14 protein-coding genes and 1 riboswitch are annotated in these 19,330 nt (G+C 61.7%); of the genes, 2 read left to right on the forward strand and 12 right to left on the reverse strand.

The genetic code is table 11. The features are described 5' to 3' along the window. Positions 1–25: 25 nt before the first annotated feature. From ACR3EK_RS10060 to ACR3EK_RS10090, 7 genes are all read right to left on the reverse strand, one after another. The gene (locus ACR3EK_RS10060) at positions 26–1,402 is read right to left on the reverse strand and encodes a multicopper oxidase family protein (RefSeq protein ID WP_480633297.1); all 1,377 of its coding nucleotides are present in this window, start codon (positions 1,400–1,402) and stop codon (positions 26–28) included. A 79-nt stretch (positions 1,403–1,481) separates the two neighbouring features. Continuing rightward, positions 1,482–2,123: a cell wall hydrolase gene (locus ACR3EK_RS10065; RefSeq protein WP_170402273.1), complete on the reverse strand. Its 642-nt coding sequence runs from the start codon at positions 2,121–2,123 to the stop codon at positions 1,482–1,484. Between the two features lie 186 nt (positions 2,124–2,309). Beyond that, complete coding sequence (locus ACR3EK_RS10070; RefSeq protein WP_480633298.1) at positions 2,310–4,871, reverse strand: putative PEP-binding protein; 2,562 nt, start codon at positions 4,869–4,871, stop codon at positions 2,310–2,312. A gap of 66 nt (positions 4,872–4,937) precedes the next feature. Further along, positions 4,938–7,157 (reverse strand): glycine--tRNA ligase subunit beta, encoded by a 2,220-nt coding sequence (glyS, locus tag ACR3EK_RS10075; protein WP_480633299.1) that lies wholly within the window; start codon positions 7,155–7,157, stop codon positions 4,938–4,940. A 9-nt stretch (positions 7,158–7,166) separates the two neighbouring features. Continuing rightward, positions 7,167–8,378: a sodium/glutamate symporter gene (gltS, locus tag ACR3EK_RS10080; protein WP_480633300.1), complete on the reverse strand. Its 1,212-nt coding sequence runs from the start codon at positions 8,376–8,378 to the stop codon at positions 7,167–7,169. Positions 8,379–8,387: 9 nt separating this feature from the next. After that, the gene (locus tag ACR3EK_RS10085) at positions 8,388–8,912 is read right to left on the reverse strand and encodes a DUF6446 family protein (RefSeq protein ID WP_170370725.1); all 525 of its coding nucleotides are present in this window, start codon (positions 8,910–8,912) and stop codon (positions 8,388–8,390) included. A gap of 31 nt (positions 8,913–8,943) precedes the next feature. Continuing rightward, positions 8,944–9,873 carry a glycine--tRNA ligase subunit alpha gene (locus ACR3EK_RS10090; RefSeq protein ID WP_170363139.1) on the reverse strand — a complete coding sequence of 310 codons (930 nt, stop codon included), beginning with the start codon at positions 9,871–9,873 and terminating at the stop codon, positions 8,944–8,946. Between the two features lie 206 nt (positions 9,874–10,079). On the opposite strand from ACR3EK_RS10090, the gene ACR3EK_RS10095 reads away from it, so the two are divergent. Beyond that, complete coding sequence (locus ACR3EK_RS10095) at positions 10,080–11,825, forward strand: serine protease (protein ID WP_480633301.1); 1,746 nt, start codon at positions 10,080–10,082, stop codon at positions 11,823–11,825. A 55-nt stretch (positions 11,826–11,880) separates the two neighbouring features. On the opposite strand, the gene ACR3EK_RS10100 is transcribed toward ACR3EK_RS10095, so the two are convergent. The 5 genes from ACR3EK_RS10100 to metZ form a co-directional block, all read right to left on the reverse strand. Beyond that, positions 11,881–13,461 carry a thiamine pyrophosphate-binding protein gene (locus ACR3EK_RS10100; RefSeq protein WP_480633302.1) on the reverse strand — a complete coding sequence of 527 codons (1,581 nt, stop codon included), beginning with the start codon at positions 13,459–13,461 and terminating at the stop codon, positions 11,881–11,883. Beyond that, entirely contained in the window at positions 13,461–14,909 is a 1,449-nt protein-coding gene (locus tag ACR3EK_RS10105) for a TrkH family potassium uptake protein (RefSeq protein ID WP_480633303.1), read from the reverse strand. The genes ACR3EK_RS10100 and ACR3EK_RS10105 overlap by 1 nt, the downstream gene beginning before the upstream one ends. A gap of 52 nt (positions 14,910–14,961) precedes the next feature. Then, the gene (locus tag ACR3EK_RS10110; RefSeq protein ID WP_170358574.1) at positions 14,962–15,570 is read right to left on the reverse strand and encodes a hypothetical protein; all 609 of its coding nucleotides are present in this window, start codon (positions 15,568–15,570) and stop codon (positions 14,962–14,964) included. A gap of 277 nt (positions 15,571–15,847) precedes the next feature. Next, positions 15,848–16,951: a GTP cyclohydrolase FolE2 gene (gene folE2 / locus ACR3EK_RS10115; RefSeq protein ID WP_480633304.1), complete on the reverse strand. Its 1,104-nt coding sequence runs from the start codon at positions 16,949–16,951 to the stop codon at positions 15,848–15,850. A 192-nt stretch (positions 16,952–17,143) separates the two neighbouring features. Continuing rightward, entirely contained in the window at positions 17,144–18,334 is a 1,191-nt protein-coding gene (metZ, locus tag ACR3EK_RS10120; protein WP_170338369.1) for an O-succinylhomoserine sulfhydrylase, read from the reverse strand. Positions 18,335–18,401: 67 nt separating this feature from the next. After that, a riboswitch (SAM riboswitch) is annotated at positions 18,402–18,479 on the reverse strand. 105 nt (positions 18,480–18,584) lie between these two features. Here metZ and ACR3EK_RS10125 point away from each other — a divergent pair. Then, entirely contained in the window at positions 18,585–19,283 is a 699-nt protein-coding gene (locus tag ACR3EK_RS10125; RefSeq protein WP_170366460.1) for a glutathione S-transferase N-terminal domain-containing protein, read from the forward strand. Positions 19,284–19,330 lie beyond the last annotated feature (47 nt).

Consider the following 19,330-nt stretch of genomic DNA (forward strand, 5'->3'; position numbering starts at 1 on the left):
GCCATTCCAGCCGCCGAATGCGGCGTCAGGTGACGCGGTACCAACTCATCATACCCGATGCGGCGTGTCCAAGCATATGGCAATGCAGCAGCCAGTTGCCCGGGTTGTCGGTGACCAGCGCGATCTCGCGAGTCTCGCCGCGTTCGACCAGAACCGTGTCGCGCCATGGCCCAAGACTTCCGTCCGGCAAGATCAGCCGAAAGTGGTGGCCATGCAGGTGCATCGCGTGCGGGAATACCGTTTCGTTCACGAAGGCGATCCGGTGAACGCTTCCCAAGGACGCATCCAGAAACGGGTCCTCGGGGCGTTCGGCATAACCGTTCAACGCCCAGAACCGGCCCAGCTGAGCCAGCTCCCGGCCCGAGAGCTCGGTCTCGCCAATCCGCGCGCTTTCAAGCCAGCGCATGGCACCGCCCTGCAGCCTCATCTCGTGCCGCGGTACGTTGTTGATATCCGTCAATTCCGGAAGCGGGTTCGGCGGCAATGGCCGAACTCCCGACCGGGGAGTGGAAGCCGCCTGCCCTGCCACAGAAAATCGGGCCAAACCAAAGGCGCCGTCACGTTCCTGACTGAACAGGCTGGCCGTTTCCGCATCCGCAGCCAGCACATCCACCAACAAATCCGCACGTTGTGCCGGGGCCAGCGGGAACGTGTCCTCAATCGGGATCGGCTCGGCCAAAGGCATTCCATCCAGCGCGACGATCCATCCGGACATTCCGTCGAGGCCCACGGTGAAGACACGCGCATTCGCGGCGTTGACCAACCTCAGACGCAGGCGTTGGTTTTGTTGAACAGGAAAGGATGGGTCGAATGCTCCATTGACGGTAGTGAGGTTTCCCAGCCGACCAGCATGGCTGAGGTCATGACCGTTGTCGAAGTCTTGGGTAATCTGGGCCGTTTCCGGATCAAGTCGCCAATCATCGAGCATCAGCACCAGATCCTGCTCCACATCCGGCGCCTCGGACTCGTGCACGATCAAAGGGCCATAGAGGCCACGTGCCACCTGTTCGACTGACTTGTTATGCGCATGATACCAATAGGTTCCGGCGTCCGGCACGATGAAATCATAGTCGAAGGTCGCGCCGCTTGGAACCGCTTCCTGAGTAAGACCCGGCACGCCATCCATAGCGTTGTCGATGCGGATACCATGCCAATGAACCGAGGTGGCTTGCGGTAATTCGTTCACCAAGCGGCGCTGAACCCGCTCGCCTTGCTGCAGATGGATTGGGCTGCCTGGCACCGACCCATCAAAGCCCCAGATATCGGTTTCCGGATACCCCGGAGGGGCAATCAACTGAGCGCCCTCGCGCGCAGTCAGGGTCAGCGGCGCGGAGCGCGCCAGCGTTGGAAACACCGCAAGCGCGGCGGCAGATTTCAAAAGGCTTCGGCGGCTCAGATTCATTGCGGATCTCCTTGACCGCAATATAGCCCTTGGTTTCACCCGCGCCATCAACGTTCCAGCGCGGGTGCGTCAATGCGCGCTAGTTGCTCGCAGTGCGGTAGTTGTGGCGGTAGAAGATATGCACACCGATGCGCGCAGTTTCCTTGTAAACGCGCGACCACGACGGGCGCACCGCCTTGGTGTGGTAATGCGTGGCCCCCGACGTCAGCGGGTCGCTGACCCCCTCGATCGCCGCCTTGGCAACTTTGGCCACGCGCTCATAGGCTTTCTTCTCGTGAATGACTTCCTTGCGGCCGTCACAGGTATAGGTGAACTGGCACTGATATTTCTTGCCTGTTCCCTGACGGATCACGCCGCAGACGGTGTTCGGGAAACGGGTGCTTTCCACCCGGTTCAAAATCACCTCGGCAACCGCGAATTGGCCGCGCACGCTCTCTCCGCGCGCTTCGAAATACAGGGCCTCGGCCAAGCATTTCAGATCTTCGCCACCGCTGGCTTTGGGCTGTTGGTCCAGCCAGGCCTTGGTGTAGGAAATCTCGACCGGTTGGACCTCTTTCCTTGGTTGGAACAGCTTCAGATAGTCGCGAAAGCTTTGTCCCGTCACTTGGTTGCGCGACACCAGTTCGCGCTTGGCAGTCTCGGTGGCTTCCCTCTCGGCAACGGACGCACTCGGCATCACGGTTGCCGCCGCAATGGCAACAGCCAGTATATATCGTAGCATCAGATAACCTCGCACAGGCACTTCACGCGCCATACCCTCCCCCGGCGGGCGCGACGGGGTCTTAACGCAGAAGGCGCGAAAGGTCCAGTTCTGAGGAAAAAGCAAGAAAAATCTTGCCCGCGGGGCCAAAATTAATCGGCCACAGGTCCATCCCGAAACCACTATTCCTAGGGCTTTGACGGCCTGTCAACCCCCAAGTTTTGACGAAATCGCCAACTGAGCGGCAGCCAGCCGAGCGACCGGGACTCGGAAGGGTGAACAGGACACATAATCGAACCCCAAATCCCGACAAAGGGCGATTGATTCGGGGTTGCCGCCATGTTCACCACAGACCGAAAGCGTGACATCGGGCCGAGCTGTACGCCCCCGCTCCGAGCCCAGCTTGAGCAGTTCGCCGACCCCATCGGCGTCCAGAACATGGAACGGATCCTCGGTGAACACCCCCTGCCGAACATAGGCTGACATGAAGCGTCCCGCGTCGTCGCGTGACAGACCATAGGTCATCTGCGTCAGGTCATTGGTGCCGAAACTCAGGAACGAGGCATGAGGAGCGATTTCCTCGGCGCGCAAACAGGCCCGGGGCGTTTCGACCATCACACCCAACCGGTATTCGAACTCCTGACCACGCTCGGCCGCAACGGCTGCGGCAACCGTGTCCACCCGCGCCTTGATCAGTTCGACCTCGCGCTTGGCCGAAACCAGCGGAATCATGACCTCGGGCACCACCGGCGCGCCATTTTTGCTGGCTTCGAGCGTCGCCTCGAAGATCGCGCGGGCTTGCATGTCATAGATCTCGGGCACCGTGATGCCAAGGCGTACGCCCCGCAACCCCAGCATGGGGTTGTATTCGCTCATTTCGTCCACCCGACGCTCCACATCCGAAACCGGAAGATCCAGCGCTTCGGCCAGTTCGCGCTGCCCGCTGCGCGTGGTCGGCAGAAACTCGTGCAGAGGCGGATCGAACAGTCGGATGCAGACGGGCTGCCCTTCCATGATCCGGAAAATCTGCACAAAATCATCGCGTTGCATCGGAAGCAACCGCTCCAAAACCGCCGCGCGTCCCGATGAAGTCTGAGCGAAAATCATCTCGCGCATCACGATCAGACGACCGGGGTCGAAAAACATATGCTCGGTTCGGCACAACCCAATCCCCTGCGCCTGGAAGTTTCGCGCAGCCTGCGCGTCGGCAGGAGTGTCGGCATTGGCACGAATTGATATGTCTCGCTCGGCGTCGGCCCAGCTCATCAAGGTCTGAAAACAGTCATCCAGTGCAGCTTCGAGCATCGCCGGCTCGCCCGCCAACACCTGGCCCGAGCTTCCGTCAATCGTCAGAATGTCGCCTGTGGTGAAAACGCGGCCGTCCGGAACGGTAAGCTGCTTTTTCTTGGTCTGGAACCGCATCTCGGACGCGCCGACGATACAGGGCAGCCCCAGCCCGCGCCCGATCACGGCCGCATGGCTGGTCATGCCACCCTTTTCGGTCAGTACGGCTACCGCGGCGTGCATGCCGCGCACATCCTCGGGCGAGGTTTCACGGCGCACCAGAATGCAGGGCTCGCCGCGCGCCGCGCTGGCCTGTGCCTCGGCCGAAGTGAAAACGATCCGGCCGGTGGCCGCCCCGGGACTGGCCCCAATACCCGTGGTCAGCACGTCACGCTTGGCCTCGGGATGCACCTGACGGTGCAGTAACTCATTCAGAGAATGCGGGTCGATCCGCATGACGGCTTCCTGCGGGGTGATGATGCCATCCTCGGCCAATCGAACAGCGATCCGCATGGCGGCGCGGGCGCTGCGCTGAACGCGGACCCCATCCAGAATATGCACCTTGCCGTTTTCGATCACGAATTCGACCTGCATCTCTTCGCGCAATTTGCGCCGCATCAACGCCGCATGGGCCTTGAGGTCGGCAAAGGCCTGAGGCGCAACATCCTCGAGCGCTTGCCCGCGCGGGTCCTTTTCAAGGTAGAGGGCCGCAACCCCCTCGCCCAGCGCATCGCGCCCTTGGCTTTGGCTCAGGTAGCGGCCTGTGATCTGCGGCATGCCGGTCGAGGTATCCACCAGCTGCAGCACACCCGATCCGCATTCGCCCTGACCGACGCCCGGGATCATCTCCTGAATGACAAGGCCCAGCCCGGCATCCGCCGGAGCGCCCTTGGCCTGCCGCAACAGGCGGGCGGACGTACCATCCCACGCCCGCGCCATCGAGCGCAGGACCGCCAGCAACTGCTCGCCGCGATCCTGGGGGAACGCTTCGTCGGTTTCGTCCTCATAGGCGCGCAGGGTCTGGCGCAGGCCTTCGCGGCCATCGGCTTCGATGTCGTCGAAAACGTCCGCGTCCAGACGCGCAACGTGAATCGCATAGCTTTGGACGAACCGCAGATACAGTGCGGCGGCGGCCTCGGGGCCCATCTTGTCGGACAATTCCACGAAACGGGCATCGTTCATCCCGATGTTCAGAACCGCGCCGGGGCCGCCCCAGTCAGGGTCCTCGGAACTGGGGCGCACGCACAGCAACGCCGATGCGTCGAACTGTTCAAGTATGGCTTCGATTGCCGGGATATCGCCGTCAGCGATCCGTCGCACCTGATCGAAGGACAGGGCCACCGTACGCGGTACGGGAAGGTCCAACCGCACGAGGCGCTGCAGACATTTCGCCCGGCCGCCATGGGTGTCGGCGGCGACAGGAGCATCAGGAGTGATGAGCGTGGTATGCGGATTATTCTGCACTGCGGCACCTTTTGGTTTCACCGCAGCATAAGCGCCCCAGCCTTCCGCGCAAGGGCCTTGTGGGCGCGCCAGAGCGCGCCCTTTGGGTCAGCCTTCGATCTTGGTCAGGTCCGCGACGCTGGAGCAGATCTGGCGGATCTGGCTCAGCAGATTCAGGCGGTTGCGGCGCAGCACGGCATTGTCGGAATTGACCTGGACGTCCTCGAAGAACGCGTCGATCGGCCCGCGCAGCGCGGCCATGGCCGCCATCGCCGCCGGGAAATCCTCGGCCTTGAGTGCCGGTGCAATCTTGGCCTGTGCCTGATCCAGCGCGGCGAACAGGGCCTTTTCGCTGTCGGTCTCGGCGAATTTCAGATCGGCACCGAACGAGTATTCGACCCCGTCCTTCTCCTCGGCCTGGGTCAGGATGTTGTTGGCGCGCTTGAAGCCCTGCACCAGGTTTTCGCCATCTTCGGTCGCGATCACCGCGTTCAACGCGCGGGCGCGTTTGACCAGCAGGTTGAGGTCGTCATTGCCGTCCATCGCGATGCAGGCGTCGATCACGTCGTGGCGAATGCCCTCGTCGCGGAGGAAGACTTTGAGGCGGTCGTGGAAAAAGGAGAGGAGATCGTCAGATGCGTCTGGGACCTTTTTTTCAAGTTCAAGAAAGGCCGTGGCAGGCAATCCTCCGATTTTGTCCTTGACCGCTTGGAATGCAGCACCAAAGACACCTCGCTCTGCAATTTCTTCCAACAGATCAAGAACGTTAGCTTCCGGCAACGCCTCATTGATTGCGCTTTCTGCTCGAATAAGTTGGCTGTCAAAGAAGCGATCCAACGACAGCCGCAGATCGTTTTCGAAAACCAATCGAGAGATACCCAAAGCAGCGCGACGCAAAGCAAACGGGTCTTTTGAGCCGGTGGGCTTTTCATCAATCGCCCAGAACCCGGTCAGCGTGTCCAGCTTGTCGGCAAGCGCCACGGTCACCGAGAGCGGCGCGGTTGGCACGTCATCCGACGGGCCCAGCGGCGAGTAGTGCTCCTGCGCCACGGCGGCCACGGCGGCGTCTTCTCCAGCCGCCTCAATGTAATACCGCCCCATAAGCCCCTGAAGTTCGGGGAATTCATAGACCATCTCCGAACTCAGATCGGCCTTGGCCAGCCGCGCGGCCTTCTCGGCCTGGTCCGGGTCGGCGCCCGTGACCGTGGCCAGTTCGCGGGCCAGCGCGGCAATGCGGTCGATCCGCTGCGCCTGGGTGCCCAGCTTGTTGTGGAAGGTCACGTTTTCAAGTGCACGGGTCCATTGCGTGATGTCTGCCTTGGCAACCCGCAGGTCGTTCTCCCAGAAGAATTTCGCATCGGCCAGACGCGCCGACAGCACCTTCTGGTTTCCGGCCAGGATGGTCGCACCATTGTCGGTGGTCTCGCGGTTGGCCACGGTGATGAACCGTTCGATCCGGCCCGTCTTGGGATTGCGGACCGAGAAGAACTTCTGGTGTTCTTTCATCGAGGTCTGCAGTACCTCGGGCGGCAGGTCGAGGAATTCATCGTCGATCTGCCCCATCAGCACCACCGGCCATTCGACCAGCCCGGCCACCTCGGCCAGCAAGCTCTTGTCCTCGACCACCTCCAGACCGGCGGCAAAGGCCATGTTCTGTGCGTCGTTCCAGATGTGCTCGGCCCGTTCCTCGGGCGACAGCACGACGAAGGCGCGCTTCAGCTTGGCGGCGTAATCCTCGAACCCGGTCACGGCAAACCGGCCCGGCGCCATGAAGCGATGGCCCTCGGTGGTGTCACCGGCGGTGATCCCGTCGATCTCCATCGGCACGACCTGCGCGCCGGCTTCATCGCTGAGGATGCACAGGATCGAATGCAGCGGCCGAACCCAGCGCAGGGCTCCGCTGCCCCAGCGCATGGATTTCGGCCAGGGGAAGTTGCGGATCGTGTCAGCCAGAACCTCGGCCACGATCTCGGCCGCCGGGCGACCCGGTTTCTCGATGGTGGCAAAATAGACCGCGCCCTTGGGCGTGTCCCGTTCCTCGAGCTGGTCGCGGCTAATCCCCGCGCCACGCAGGAAGCCCTCGATGGCCTTGTCCGGCGCGCCAACCTTGGGGCCCTTGCGCTCTTCGCGGATGGTGGGGCTTTCGGCCAGCAGCCCCTCGACCGCCAGCGTCAGGCGGCGCGGCGTGGTCAGGGCGTGCGCATGGGCATAGGTCAGACCGGCCTCGACCAGACCGTCGGTGATCCGTTTTTTCAAATCCTCGCCGGCGCGGGTCTGCATGCGCGCGGGGACTTCCTCGGAAAACAGTTCGATCAGCAGGTCGGGCATTTTCGATCCTTAGAAATTGACGATCGTCTGGATGACGATGGCATTGGCAATATCCACGAAGAATGCGGATACAAGGGGGAGCACGATAAAGGCAATAGGCGAAGGCCCGTATCGCTTGGTTACGGCGGTCATATTGGCAATTGCGGTCGGTGTTGCGCCCAACGCGAAGCCACCGAACCCCGCCGCCAGCACGGCCGCGCGGTAGTTCGCGCCCATGACCGGGAACAGAACCCAGATCACGAAAGCCACCGCAAACAAAGTCTGCGCCGTCATGATCACCACGATCGACAGGCCCAGATCGGCGATGGTCCACAGTTGCAGGCTCATCAGCGACATGGCCAGAAACGCGCCCAGCGCGAATTCCGAGATCAGCGCCAGCGACGGCGTGCGCGACACCGGCGCGGCGCGCGGGGCCAGCAGCGGGCGCAGGTTGCCGATCACGATACCCATGATCAGGCAGGGCACGAACAGCGGCAGTTTCAAACCCGCGGCCAGGATCACCTCGGACAGAGCATAGCCCGCGATGATGGCCATGTTCAGGTACAGCAGCACCCGCATCACCGTCAGGTGGTCGATCTTCGCGGCTGCGTCTGACGGCTCGTCGGGCACGCCGACGGTATGTTCCTCGTCCGGGCGGTTTGGCGACAGGTCGCGCCCTTCGATCAACAGTCGCGCGATGGGGCCGCCGACCAGCGCAGCCAGGACAAGGCCCAGGGTTGCAACCGCAACGCCCAGCTCGGTCGCGCCCTCAAGCCCGGTGACCTGCGCCACCTCGGGCGCCCAGGCGATGGCGGTGCCGTGGCCGCCGATCAGGGCAGCCGAGCCGAACAGAACGCCGGACTGCGCCGGATAGCCGAAGGCCGCCGCCCCCGCCGCGCCGATCAGGTTCTGCGCCACGATCGTCAGCAACGTCAGGATCAGCAGCAGCACCAGAGGCTTTCCGCCCGCGATCAGATCGGACAGCCGGGCATTCAGGCCGATCCCGCCAAAGAACAGCACCAGCAGGAAATCCCGCGCGGTCAGGTCGAACTCCAGTTCCATACCGAACAGCAGATACAGCGTCAGAACCACCAGCGAGGCCAACAGACCGCCGGTCACGGGTTCGGGGATGTTGAACCGTCGCAGGATCTCGGCGCGGGCGTTGATCTCGGCGCCCATCAGATAGACGGCAAAGCCCAGCGTTGCCGTCAGAAATCCGGGGATTTCAACGATGAACCCCATCCCGACCACTCAGTTTTCCGGTTGGGGCGGGCACTCTTCACCGACAACCGTTCCGTCATAGGCCTTTTCGCCGCAGTTGTTCAGGGCATGCCAGGCAAAGCCCGAACCGTCCTGCGTTACAGCTACGATCCGATCAACGCCGTAGTGGATGTTCTTGACCCCTACGAACGCGCGGGCGGATCCGTTCGCCAACGCCTCGGCCAGAGTAGCCGCATCATAGCAGTCGAACCAACCCGGGGCCGTCAGCGGCTCGGCCTCTTCGGCGCTCATGTAGCGGACGGCCAGCTGTTCCGGCTTCAGATCTGTCTGGAAACAAGCCCGATACCGGATCGGAGAGCTGTCGGCGTCGATCGCCTGAAACGCGCTGTAGGCAATTGGCACCGGTTGGCCGGTCGCGGTTTCGGTCAGAACAACATCCTGACCGGGTGAGGGTTCGACCTCGTAGTAGTAGCCGTAGACCTGCAGGTAATACATGCTGACGCCAGCAATGACGGCGCAAGCGACCAACAGAATTGCCAGCATTTTCCCGGTCATGCGCGATCCTCCTGTGGGGTGCGACGAGCCATCAAGCCTCGAAACCCGCGGCCTCGGTCTGCACGAAAGCATCGGCGCATTGCTTGGCCAGCGCGCGCACCCGCCCGATATAGGCCTGCCGCTCGGTCACCGAAATCACGCCGCGCGCGTCCAGGAGGTTGAAGATATGGCTGGCCTTGATGCACTGGTCATAAGCAGGATGCGCCATGATGATGCGCTTGCCCGTCTTGGGGTCCACGTGCTCCTGGCTCAGGATCGCGGCGCATTCTTCCTCGGCCTCTTCGAAGTGGCGCAGCAAAACCTCAGTGTTGGCCACATCAAAGTTCCAACGGGCGTATTCCTCTTCGGTTTGCTTGAAGATGTCGCCATATGTCAGCGGGCTGGGTGACTGCGGGTCGTTGAAGGGCATGTCCATTACGTGGTCGATGCCCAGAACATACATCGCCAGACGTTCCAGACCATATGTCAGCTCGCCCGAGACCGGCGCGCAGTCATGGCCGCCGACCTGCTGGAAATAGGTAAACTGGCTGACTTCCATGCCATCGCACCAGACCTCCCATCCCAGGCCCCATGCGCCAAGGGTGGGGCTTTCCCAGTCATCCTCGACGAAACGGATGTCGTGCAGGTCCATGTCGATGCCAATGGCCTGAAGGCTGCCCAGATACAGCTCCTGCAGGTCCGGAGGGCTGGGTTTGATCAGCACCTGGTACTGATAGTAATGCTGCAAGCGGTTGGGGTTCTCGCCATAGCGCCCATCGGTCGGACGGCGCGACGGTTGAACGTAGGCCGCAGCCCAGGGTTTGGACCCCAAAGCCCGCAGGGTGGTTGCAGGGTGGAACGTACCGGCACCGACCTCCATGTCGTATGGCTGCAGGATGGCACAGCCCTTCGAGGCCCAGTAGTTCTGAAGCCGCAGGATGATTTCCTGAAATGAACGTGGTGCGCTGGACGGTTCGGTCATGACATTCCCTTTGGGCGCGGATTTGCCCGGTTCCGGTCGGTTTTGCCCTTCCTATGCAAGGGGCCAAGGGGCGTCAACGGGCCAATGCCCGCCTGCTGTCACTGTGCCGCCACACCAGAAATTCCCCGTATCGTGGGCATAGCGTTTTCACCCCTGAATCGCGTAAGTTGAGGCAAAGCCAAAACACCGCATAAAACGGGCAGAAAATGACACGCATATTCGTTGCAATTCTTTTACTGATTACAGTCGGCCTGCGCGCTGCGTATGCTCAACAGGGGACTGACGCAGGCGTCTGGGTTCAGGTCGAAGCGCAGCCATCGCTGCGCGAGGCGCAGGACCGGGCGCAAGTCTATGCCAATGCCCTGCCCGACGTGAACGGGTTCCGCCTGAACAGCGGATGGTACGCCATAGTGATCGGCCCCTATCTGCGGGCCGACGCCGAGCAGGTGCTGCGCGTCTACCGGGCCGAACGGCAGATCCCCTCAGACAGTTTCATCACCTTTTCAGGCGCCCTGGGGCAGCAGTTCTGGCCAATCGGCGCCAATGTCCTGAACCGCGGCGCAATCACAGCGCCCGTTCAGCCCGAGCCGCAGCCAGAGCAGCCTCAGGCCGGTCTGACACCGCAACCTTCGGACGAGACGAGATCACAGGCCCTGCAGTCCGAGCGGCTGCTGAGCGGACAGGAACGAAAAGACCTGCAAACCGCATTGCAGGCTGCCGGGTTTTACAGTTCGACCATCGACGGGGCATTCGGCCAGGGCACACGTCGGTCGATGGCGGAATGGCAGCGATTCAATGGCTTTGAACCGACCGGAGTCCTGACGACGGCACAGCGCAAGGCTTTGATGAATGACTACAATGCCCCGCTGATCAGCGTCGGCATGGCCCGTCACGTCGATGATCGCGCTGGGATTTCCGTCGACCTGCCGCTTGGGGTAGTTGCCTTCGACCGATACGAGGCGCCGTTCGCGCATTTCAATTCCAGCGGTGATCTGGACGCACGGGTCGTTTTGATCAGCCAGGAGGGCAGCAAAACCACTTTGCGCGCGCTGTTCGAGGCGATGCAATCGCTCGAGATCGTGCCGCTGAACGGCCCGCGTGAGCTGCGTGGCGACAGGTTTACCATCGAAGGCCGTGGCAACGGGATCGTATCCTATACACAGGCCAATCTGAGCGACGGCAAGATCAAAGGCTTCACCCTTGTCTGGCCCGAAGGCGATGACGCACGCCGCGCCCGGGTTCTGGCGGCAATGATCGCCAGCTTTGAAACCACCGATGGTGTTCTTGATGCTGCGGCTGGTGCCAATGCCGAGCAAAGCATCGACTTGATGTCCGGTCTGCAACTCAGAAAACCAAGGTTGTCGCGATCGGGCTTTTTCGCCGATCCCAACGGTCTGGTCCTGACCGTGGCCGAGGCGGTGCAGAACTGCACCCGCGTCACCCTTGAAGACGGTCAGGAACTGCAAACCGCGTGGAGCGATCCCGAACTGGGCGTTGCGGTCCTGCGCCCCAACAAGACGCTGGCACCGATGGCCGTTGCGGCCTTGAATGAAGCCCAGCCTCGCCTGCAATCCGAAGTGGCCGTTGCGGGGTACTCATATGAGGGCGCTTTGGGGGCTCCGACCCTGACCTACGGCAAGATCGCCGATATCCGTGGGCTGAACGGAGAGGCCGGCGTGACCCGCCTGAGCCTGACCGCACAACCCGGAGACGCTGGCGGCCCGGTATTCGATGATCACGGCAACGTGGTCGGAATGCTGCTGCCTGCGCAGACCGAGGGGCGTACCCTGCCCCGAGATGTCAGCCTTGCTGCCGCGGCCGACCGCCTTCACGAGATCCTTTCAAAGGCCGGGGCCACGGCCCAGACTGCGAAGGAAACCGGCCAGGTTTCACCTGACGAGTTGAACCGCCGCGCGACCGGCATGACCGTGCTGGTGAATTGCTGGGGCTGACCGAAAGTCACGAACAGAATTTGAAGGCGCCGCAGGATGTTGCGGCGCCTTTTTTTCATCCCTTCAAGATATCGGGCGTGACGTGCACAAGGGTCGGCACTGGTGCGTCAAAGGCCGCACGAACGGCAGCCTGCATTTCCGGCAGCGAGTTCGGAGCGGCCGACCGCGCTCCGAAAGCCTCGGCCAGCTTGCAGAAATCAGGGTTGCGCGCGACAACCGCATTCGGAGCAATCTGGCTGCCGACCATGCTGTCCTCGATCTCTTTCAGCTTACCGTTGTCCCAAAGGATGATTGGCAGCGACAACCCCAGCTCGACCGCCGCACCCAGTTCCTGCATCGTATAATGGAACCCGTAGTCACCGGCGATCACGGCAGTTGGCTTTCCGCGCCGCGCAACCGCGCCGCCGATCCCGGCCGGCAGCGCATAGCCCAGGGTGCCGAACCCGGTCGGGTGGTGCCAGTGGTATGGGCGCGCCATGTCCCAGACCTCTTTTGCAACATAGGCGAACTGGGTCATGTCGGAATAGATCATGGTGTCGGCGGGCATCGCTGCACGCAAGGCGTCGGCAACCGGCACGATACCCGGTCTTTCCGCGTCGACCTCGGCGCGCCAGCGCGCGCGGGCTTCGGCCACCTCTTCCGGCGACCAGCCGGTGGCCGGTTTGCAGTCTTGGGTCGCGGACCACAATGCATGGGCAAAGCTTTCGCCATCGGCCTGCAGCTTGACGGCCGCCCGGTGCCGGTCGGCCAGCACCTCGGGGTCGAGGTCAACCCGCACCAAGGTCGCGTTGTGGCCCAACTGATCGCGCCAAAGGTCGACCTCACCCAATTCGGCACCGACCGCGATGACCAGATCGGCCGACCCAATCACCTCGGCACTGCCGGGTCGCGGCAAGGTAGCGCCGAAATCCAGGGTATAGCCGGTGCCGACCAACCCACGCCCTGCATAAGTGGTGAAACAGGCCGCACCGAGCTGAGACAGAATCTGGCGCCACAGGTTCGACCTCGACCCACCACCCAGTATGAACAGCGGCCGCCGTGCGATGTTCAGCAGCGACAGAACCGGCGAGATGTCCGGCGCCAGAGCCTTGACCCGCACCGCGTCCTGGTTTGGAAAAGGAGCGGGGTCGGCCTCGGCCTCCAACTGCGCGATCGGGACCTGGATATGCTTGGGGCGCGGGCGTTTCAGCGCGAACTCCTCAAAAGCGCGTTCGATCAGGCCATAGGCTGATTGCGCGTCGTTTGCCTGACAGGACCAGTCGGTCACGCATTCAGCGGCCGCGCGCTGATCTTTCATCTGGTGCAACTGGCCACGCTGCGCCTGAGTTTCGCCCAGACAGGACGACAGAACCAGCATCGGAACCGAGTCGGTATAGCTCTGCCCCATCGGCGTCATGACGTTGCACAGGCCAGGACCGGTGATCACGTAGGCGACGCCGGGCTTGCCCGTCGCCCTTGCATAACCGTCAGCCATGAAGCCCGCGCCTTGCTCATGCCGCGCCAGCACATGAGTAATGCCCGCTTCTTCGATTCCACGGTACATTTCCTGATTGTGCACACCGGGAATGCCGAAAATGACTTCGACCCCCCGATCCTTGAGCATGTGCGAGATTTGGGCGCCCAATGGTCTTTTCATCAGCCTCTCCAGAACCGAATGGTGAACAGTACATACACGGCCATCAGCTCCAGCCGGCCGGTCAGCATTCCGAAGGTCAGCAACCACTTGGCCGTGTCGTTCAGCCCGGCGAAATTCCCTGCGGGGCCGATCTGGTCACCCAAGCCGGGGCCAACATTGGCAAGCGCCGTCGCTGCACCGGATACTGCCGTGATGAAATCCAGACCAGTCAGCGCCAGCGCCCACGACAACGCCCCCAGCGACAGCGCGAAGAACATGAAAAAGCTCATGACCGATGTCAGGACATCGCGGCTGATGGCGCGGCCATCATATTTGGGCACGAACACTCCGTGCGGAGACCGAATCCGGCTGATCTGAGCCTTGATGGAAGCAATCAGCAACTGATACCGGAAGATCTTGATGGAGCAGGCCGTCGAACCGGCGCAACCACCGATCAGACCGATCATGAAAAACATCATGATCGGAAAACTGCCCCAGGTCATGTAATCGACACTGGCATAGCCAGTGCCGGAAATGATCGAGGTGATGTTGAACAACGACTCGCGCACCGCCTGTTCCCAGTGGTGCGGAAAGACCGATGTCAGAAAGACCGCCATGATCACCACCAGAACGGCAATCGTGGCCAGAAAGGCCCTGATCTGGCTGTCTTCCAGGATCGAGCTTGTCCGGCCGTTGACGAACTGCACATACCGCACGAACGGCAGCGCAGCCAGGATCATGAATACGGACGCGGCGTATTCCGCGGGCCCCGAAAACGTTCCGAACGAAGCATCATAGTTCGAGAACCCGCCAGTGGACACGGTTGTGAACGCATGAACGACCGCGTCGAAAAAGTTCATGCCCAAACCGGCATACACCAAGGCGCAAGCTACGGTCAGGAAAACATAGATCAGCGAAATCTGGCCCGCGATCTCTTGCGCGCGCGGAAGGATTTTCCCCATGGTTTCAAACCCTTCCGAGCGGAAGATCTGCATACCGCCGACCTTGAGCTCGGGCAGGAAGACCATGGCCACGACGATGATGCCGATCCCGCCCAGCCATTGCAGCAAACCGCGCCACAAAAGCAGGCCACGCGGCAGATCATCCAACCCGGAAATAACGGTCGAACCGGTGGTGGTCAGCCCCGACATGGCTTCGAAATAGGCATCGACAAATCGCAGTTCGGTCTCACCGAACACGAAGGGGATTGCCCCGAAAAGCGGCAGCGCGACCCAGACGCCGGTGGTCAGCAAAAAGGTCTGACGGATGGTCAGCCCCTCGCCCACACCGTTCGAGCAGCTCATGGCCAGAACCACGCCGGTCAGGATCGTGATGACACCGCTTTCAAAGAAAACGTTCCACTCGCCCCGACCCTCGATGATGTCCGCAAGCATCGGCAACAGCATGGTCGCCCCAAGTATGGCGACCAGCAAGCCAATCACATATCCGACCGGGCGAAGATCCATCATGACGGGCAGCGTTGGCGCGCCGGCCCGAAAGTGTCAAGCAGATGATCTGTGATCAGTCGTCCATTTTTTCAGCCACGGGCGGCATGGCCGGTGGCTTGGACGGCGCACGCGTGCGGCGCGTGGCCGGTTTCGGTGCCTCGGCGGGTTTGGTTGCTGCAACCGCTACGGTTTTTTTGGCCTTGGCTTCTTCGGTTGAAGCCGCGGGTTTTGCCACGCTGGGCTTGACCTTGGGCGTCACGGTCGTTGCGGGTTCTTCCGATGCGACCGGAGTGACGCGCTGTGCAGGGGTGGCCGTTGCGACGGGCTGCGACGGTTTTTGAGCCGTTGCAGGCGGCGTTTTGGGCTTGGCTGTGGCCTTCGTGACCGGTTTCGGTGCGGCTTTTGCGGGTGCCTTCGGCTTCGGAGCCGGCTTTGCGACCGTCTTGGCCTTGGCCCGGACCACAGGTTTCGCCTTCTTCGCGGCGGGTTTGGCCGTGGCTCGCGCCACCGGTTTCTTGGCCGACTTCACGGCCGGCTTCGTTGGTTCGGTGACCGACGCAACCGGGATCGGGAACACGGTTTGAGCAAATGCCTGCATCATTTTCATCTGGCTGGTCACGGCATAGCCGGCCAGACGCACGGCGGCGGCCTGCAGCTCAAGCTGTTGGGCAATGGGATTCATTCCAAGTCTCTCCTGTAGCAATGAAGCAGCCCGATTTCCGAGGTAGAAAAGCCCTTGCCGTTCCGATCGCGCGGACGGACGAAGGTGTATTGCAGTCCAAGGCGTAACACGTCCCGGCTTCCTTTCGGGGTGGTGCGCCACAACTGACATGGCGCGCCACAGCTGCATTCATCTTCAATGTATGCAAATAATCGCGCGCATGCAGCATTTTCCGCTGCATTGCGGCAAAAAGGCGCCTACCGCCCAATATACGCCGGTTTTCGCGGCGTTTTTTGGGTCAGCCGACGTGGAACAGCGTCGTGAACAGGCGCGGGTCCAAGCTGGTGGATGCAAATGTCGGCCCCTCGGTCAGAATCGACACCGCATCGTGGCTGTGCAGACTTTCCTGATGGCTGGCGATGACGCGGAAGTCACCCACGTGATGATCGGCCAGCAGCTCGGCACAGAACAGACGCGCGGCGTCTTCGACAAAGATGGGGTTGGCGGCGTTCAGCTCAGCAAAGGCCTGTTCGTCTTCGCGCTTGACCATCACCTGGGTTTCGGTGGGGACGGCACGGCGGCACAGGGCGATCAGATCCTCGAACCACAGGCAATCGGCGTCACAATCGACCGCGACCGAAATGCGCGCCACGGAACGCTGCGAATGCGGCGTCGCAAGCTGTCCGCGCACCGACCGGGCGTGTTCGCTGAGTTCCAGCGAGCATGGGCAGGTCGAAGAATAGACATAGTCGAGATGCATGATCTTCTGACGCACGCCGCCCTGTTCGACCAGTTCAAGCGCGATGTCGTAATACTGATATCCCTCAAGACCCGAACGCAGGCTTTTGACCCGATCGGGATAGGAGAAGCGCATCTGAAGCCTTGCATCGAAACTGTCGAGGTCGGTCAGATAATCGCTCAGCGCGGATTCCATCACCTCGAAACTGAACGTACGCTCGGCATGCTTGTAGAAGGACCGCATGATCCGGGACATGTTGATGCCCTTTTTCTCGGCTTCGAGGCTGACGGTGCCCGTAACCGAGGTTTCCAGCGTCAGGTCCGGACCGTTCTTGCTGTGAAACCGGATCGGCAGGCGGAAATTCGAGATGCCCACATGCTGGATCTGCTGTTTCGCACCGCGGATCAGGCTGGACGGGCCGTTCTGAAGATCGGGCAACGCAGATTTGTAGGCTTCGTCGACCTTGAAGTCTTCGGGGTATTCACGTGACATCGAAGGGTAGTTGTCCGGCATCAACCCGGGCACCAAGCGCGCCACGGCTGGATCAAGCTGGCTGATCTCGGCCTCGCTGGCGCCCTTTGCCCATTTCCGCAAGACCTTGAGAGCCGCAGCGGCCTCGTCCCGATCAGGTTTTTCGTCAATGTCGCGCGAATGAATGTTCATTGGCTGCGTATCCTCGGTGTGTCGTCAGGCCATCTCTGGCTGCGGCGGAAACCGCAGTGTAACCCAATACGGTTGAGATAGCAGCCCGGATCGAAAAAACCATCGCAAAACCGCCATTTCCGAACGGATTGCGCCCTTTTATCCGGACGACATTGCGCGGATGCCGATGTGTTCAACGGCGCGTGTGCGCCGTCACACCGCAGCAGCCGACAATGCCTGCCGGATATCTTCCAGCAGATCGTCGGCATCCTCGAGCCCGACAGAAAAGCGGATCAAACCGGGCGTGATCCCCAATTCGACTTTCTGCACATCGCTCAACCGCTGGTGCGTGGTCGTCGCGGGGTGGGTTGCGATGGACTTGGCGTCGCCCAGATTGTTCGAAATCACCGGGATCGTCAGCGCGTTCAGGAACCGGAAGGCCGCGTCCTTGCCCCCCTTGATGTCCAGCGACAGGACCGTACCGCCCTTGCCCCCCAGCTGGCTCTGCACCAGAGCGTTCTGGGCATGAGATGTCAGGCCCGGATACATGATCCGTTCCAGCGCCTCATGGCCTTCCAGCGCGTCGGCCAGTTTCTGCGCCGTCTCGGCCTGGGCATTGACTCGCAGGGCCAACGTTTCCAGCCCCTTGAGCATGATCCAGGCGTTGAACGGGCTGAGTGCGCCGCCCGTGTGTTTGAGGTACGGCTCGACCGTTCCGCGAATGAACTCCTTGGCGCCCAGGATCACGCCGCCCAGCGCGCGTCCCTGCCCGTCGATATGCTTGGTGGCCGAGTAAACCACCACATCCGCGCCCTGCGCGATCGCTTGCGAGAACACCGGGGTCGAGAACACGTTGTCGACGATCACTGTGGCCCCCACCGCATGGGCCAGTTCTGCCACCGCGCGAATGTCGATGACTTCGAGCGTGGGGTTCGACATGGATTCGAAGAACACGGCCTTGGTGTCGGGCCGGATCGCGGCCTTCCATTGGTCCATGTCCGTACCGTCGACAAAGGTCACCTCGACACCATAGCGGGTCAGGATATTCTCCAGAATGTACAGGCACGACCCGAACAGGGCCTTGGCCGAAACCACGTGATCGCCCGCCTTCAGCATCGAGGTCAGCGCCCCGTTCACGGCCGCCATACCGGACGCCGTCGCAAAACCATCCTCGGCCCCCTCAAGCGCAGCGATGCGCTGTTCGAACATCGCAACCGTCGGGTTGCCATAACGGGCATAGATGAACTCGTCCGGGCCAGTCTCGATGAACCGAGCTTCGGCCTGCTCGGCGGTGTCGTAGACGAACCCCTGCGTCAGGAAAATCGCCTCGCTGACTTCGTTGTACTGGCTGCGACGGATACCGCCGTGGACGGCTTGGGTGCGTTTGTTCCAGCTTTCGCTCATGTCTTTACCTTTCGGCCCCGAAACCCGAGGGCAAATCAAAAAAACCCCAGACGCGGTCAAGCGAAAGGGGTCTTTCATCCTGACCTTTTAGCGGTGTTGTTTAGCGTGGCCCGCAATCCGGTAACAAATCGCCACGTGGTTTCTGGATTGCGCATACGCCTCGGGCGCGCGGGCGTCAAGCCGCGACATCCACCGCGCACTTGCCCTTTGCAGCGAATGGCTCATGATCGTCCCGCAACACGGAGGCCCCATGACACACCCGATCGATCTGTATTTCTGGCCCACGCCAAATGGCTGGAAAGTATCCATTGCCCTTGAAGAGATGGGGCTGCCCTACCAGACCCACCTCATAAACATCGGCAAAGGCGATCAGTTCGCGCCCGAGTTTCTGAAAATTTCGCCCAACAACCGGATGCCGGCGATCGTCGACCCAGACGGCCCGGATGGCGCACCGATCTCGGTTTTCGAAAGCGGCGCGATCCTGATGTATCTGGCCCGCAAGACCGGCCGGTTCTATGGGTCGACCGAGCGTGACCGGATCGCGGTCGAGGAATGGCTGATGTGGCAGATGGGTGGCGTCGGACCGATGGCGGGACAGGCGCACCACTTTCTGAAATATGCCCCCCAATTGGAGCCACCGCAGGACCTGCCCTATGCCAAGGACCGCTATCGCACCGAGGTTGCGCGCCTGTACGGCGTTCTGGACCGGCGCCTTGCCGACAACGAGTATGTTGCCGGCGACTTCTATTCGATCGCCGATATGTCGATTTGGGGCTGGGCCAGCCTGTGGGAGGGTCAACAGCAGACGCTGGAGGACAAGCCCCACTTTGCCCGGTGGCTGGAAACCGTGGGAGCCCGCCCCGGAGTTCAGGCGGGACGTGCCCTGCATGCCGAGCTGCGCGGAGACCATCGCAGCAAAGACGCGCAGAATGTTCTGTTCAAACGGTAGCGTTCACCAAATGCTGAAATTTCAGGCAACTTGGAGCGTATCGCACC

Source organism: Ruegeria sp. BC8, assembly GCF_056535705.1.

What these genes read in the sequence shown, in the direction of transcription:
- ACR3EK_RS10060 (WP_480633297.1), bottom strand. Translation starts at nt 1,402, where the DNA reads ATGAATCTGAGCCGCCGAAGCCTTTTGAAATCTGCCGCCGCGCTTGCG.
- ACR3EK_RS10065 (WP_170402273.1), bottom strand. Translation starts at nt 2,123, where the DNA reads ATGCTACGATATATACTGGCTGTTGCCATTGCGGCGGCAACCGTGATG.
- glyS (WP_480633299.1), bottom strand. Translation starts at nt 7,157, where the DNA reads ATGCCCGACCTGCTGATCGAACTGTTTTCCGAGGAAGTCCCCGCGCGC.
- gltS (WP_480633300.1), bottom strand. Translation starts at nt 8,378, where the DNA reads ATGGGGTTCATCGTTGAAATCCCCGGATTTCTGACGGCAACGCTGGGC.
- ACR3EK_RS10085 (WP_170370725.1), bottom strand. Translation starts at nt 8,912, where the DNA reads ATGACCGGGAAAATGCTGGCAATTCTGTTGGTCGCTTGCGCCGTCATT.
- ACR3EK_RS10090 (WP_170363139.1), bottom strand. Translation starts at nt 9,873, where the DNA reads ATGACCGAACCGTCCAGCGCACCACGTTCATTTCAGGAAATCATCCTG.
- ACR3EK_RS10095 (WP_480633301.1), top strand. Translation starts at nt 10,080, where the DNA reads ATGACACGCATATTCGTTGCAATTCTTTTACTGATTACAGTCGGCCTG.
- ACR3EK_RS10100 (WP_480633302.1), bottom strand. Translation starts at nt 13,461, where the DNA reads ATGAAAAGACCATTGGGCGCCCAAATCTCGCACATGCTCAAGGATCGG.
- ACR3EK_RS10105 (WP_480633303.1), bottom strand. Translation starts at nt 14,909, where the DNA reads ATGATGGATCTTCGCCCGGTCGGATATGTGATTGGCTTGCTGGTCGCC.
- ACR3EK_RS10110 (WP_170358574.1), bottom strand. Translation starts at nt 15,570, where the DNA reads ATGAATCCCATTGCCCAACAGCTTGAGCTGCAGGCCGCCGCCGTGCGT.
- folE2 (WP_480633304.1), bottom strand. Translation starts at nt 16,951, where the DNA reads ATGAACATTCATTCGCGCGACATTGACGAAAAACCTGATCGGGACGAG.
- metZ (WP_170338369.1), bottom strand. Translation starts at nt 18,334, where the DNA reads ATGAGCGAAAGCTGGAACAAACGCACCCAAGCCGTCCACGGCGGTATC.
- ACR3EK_RS10125 (WP_170366460.1), top strand. Translation starts at nt 18,585, where the DNA reads ATGACACACCCGATCGATCTGTATTTCTGGCCCACGCCAAATGGCTGG.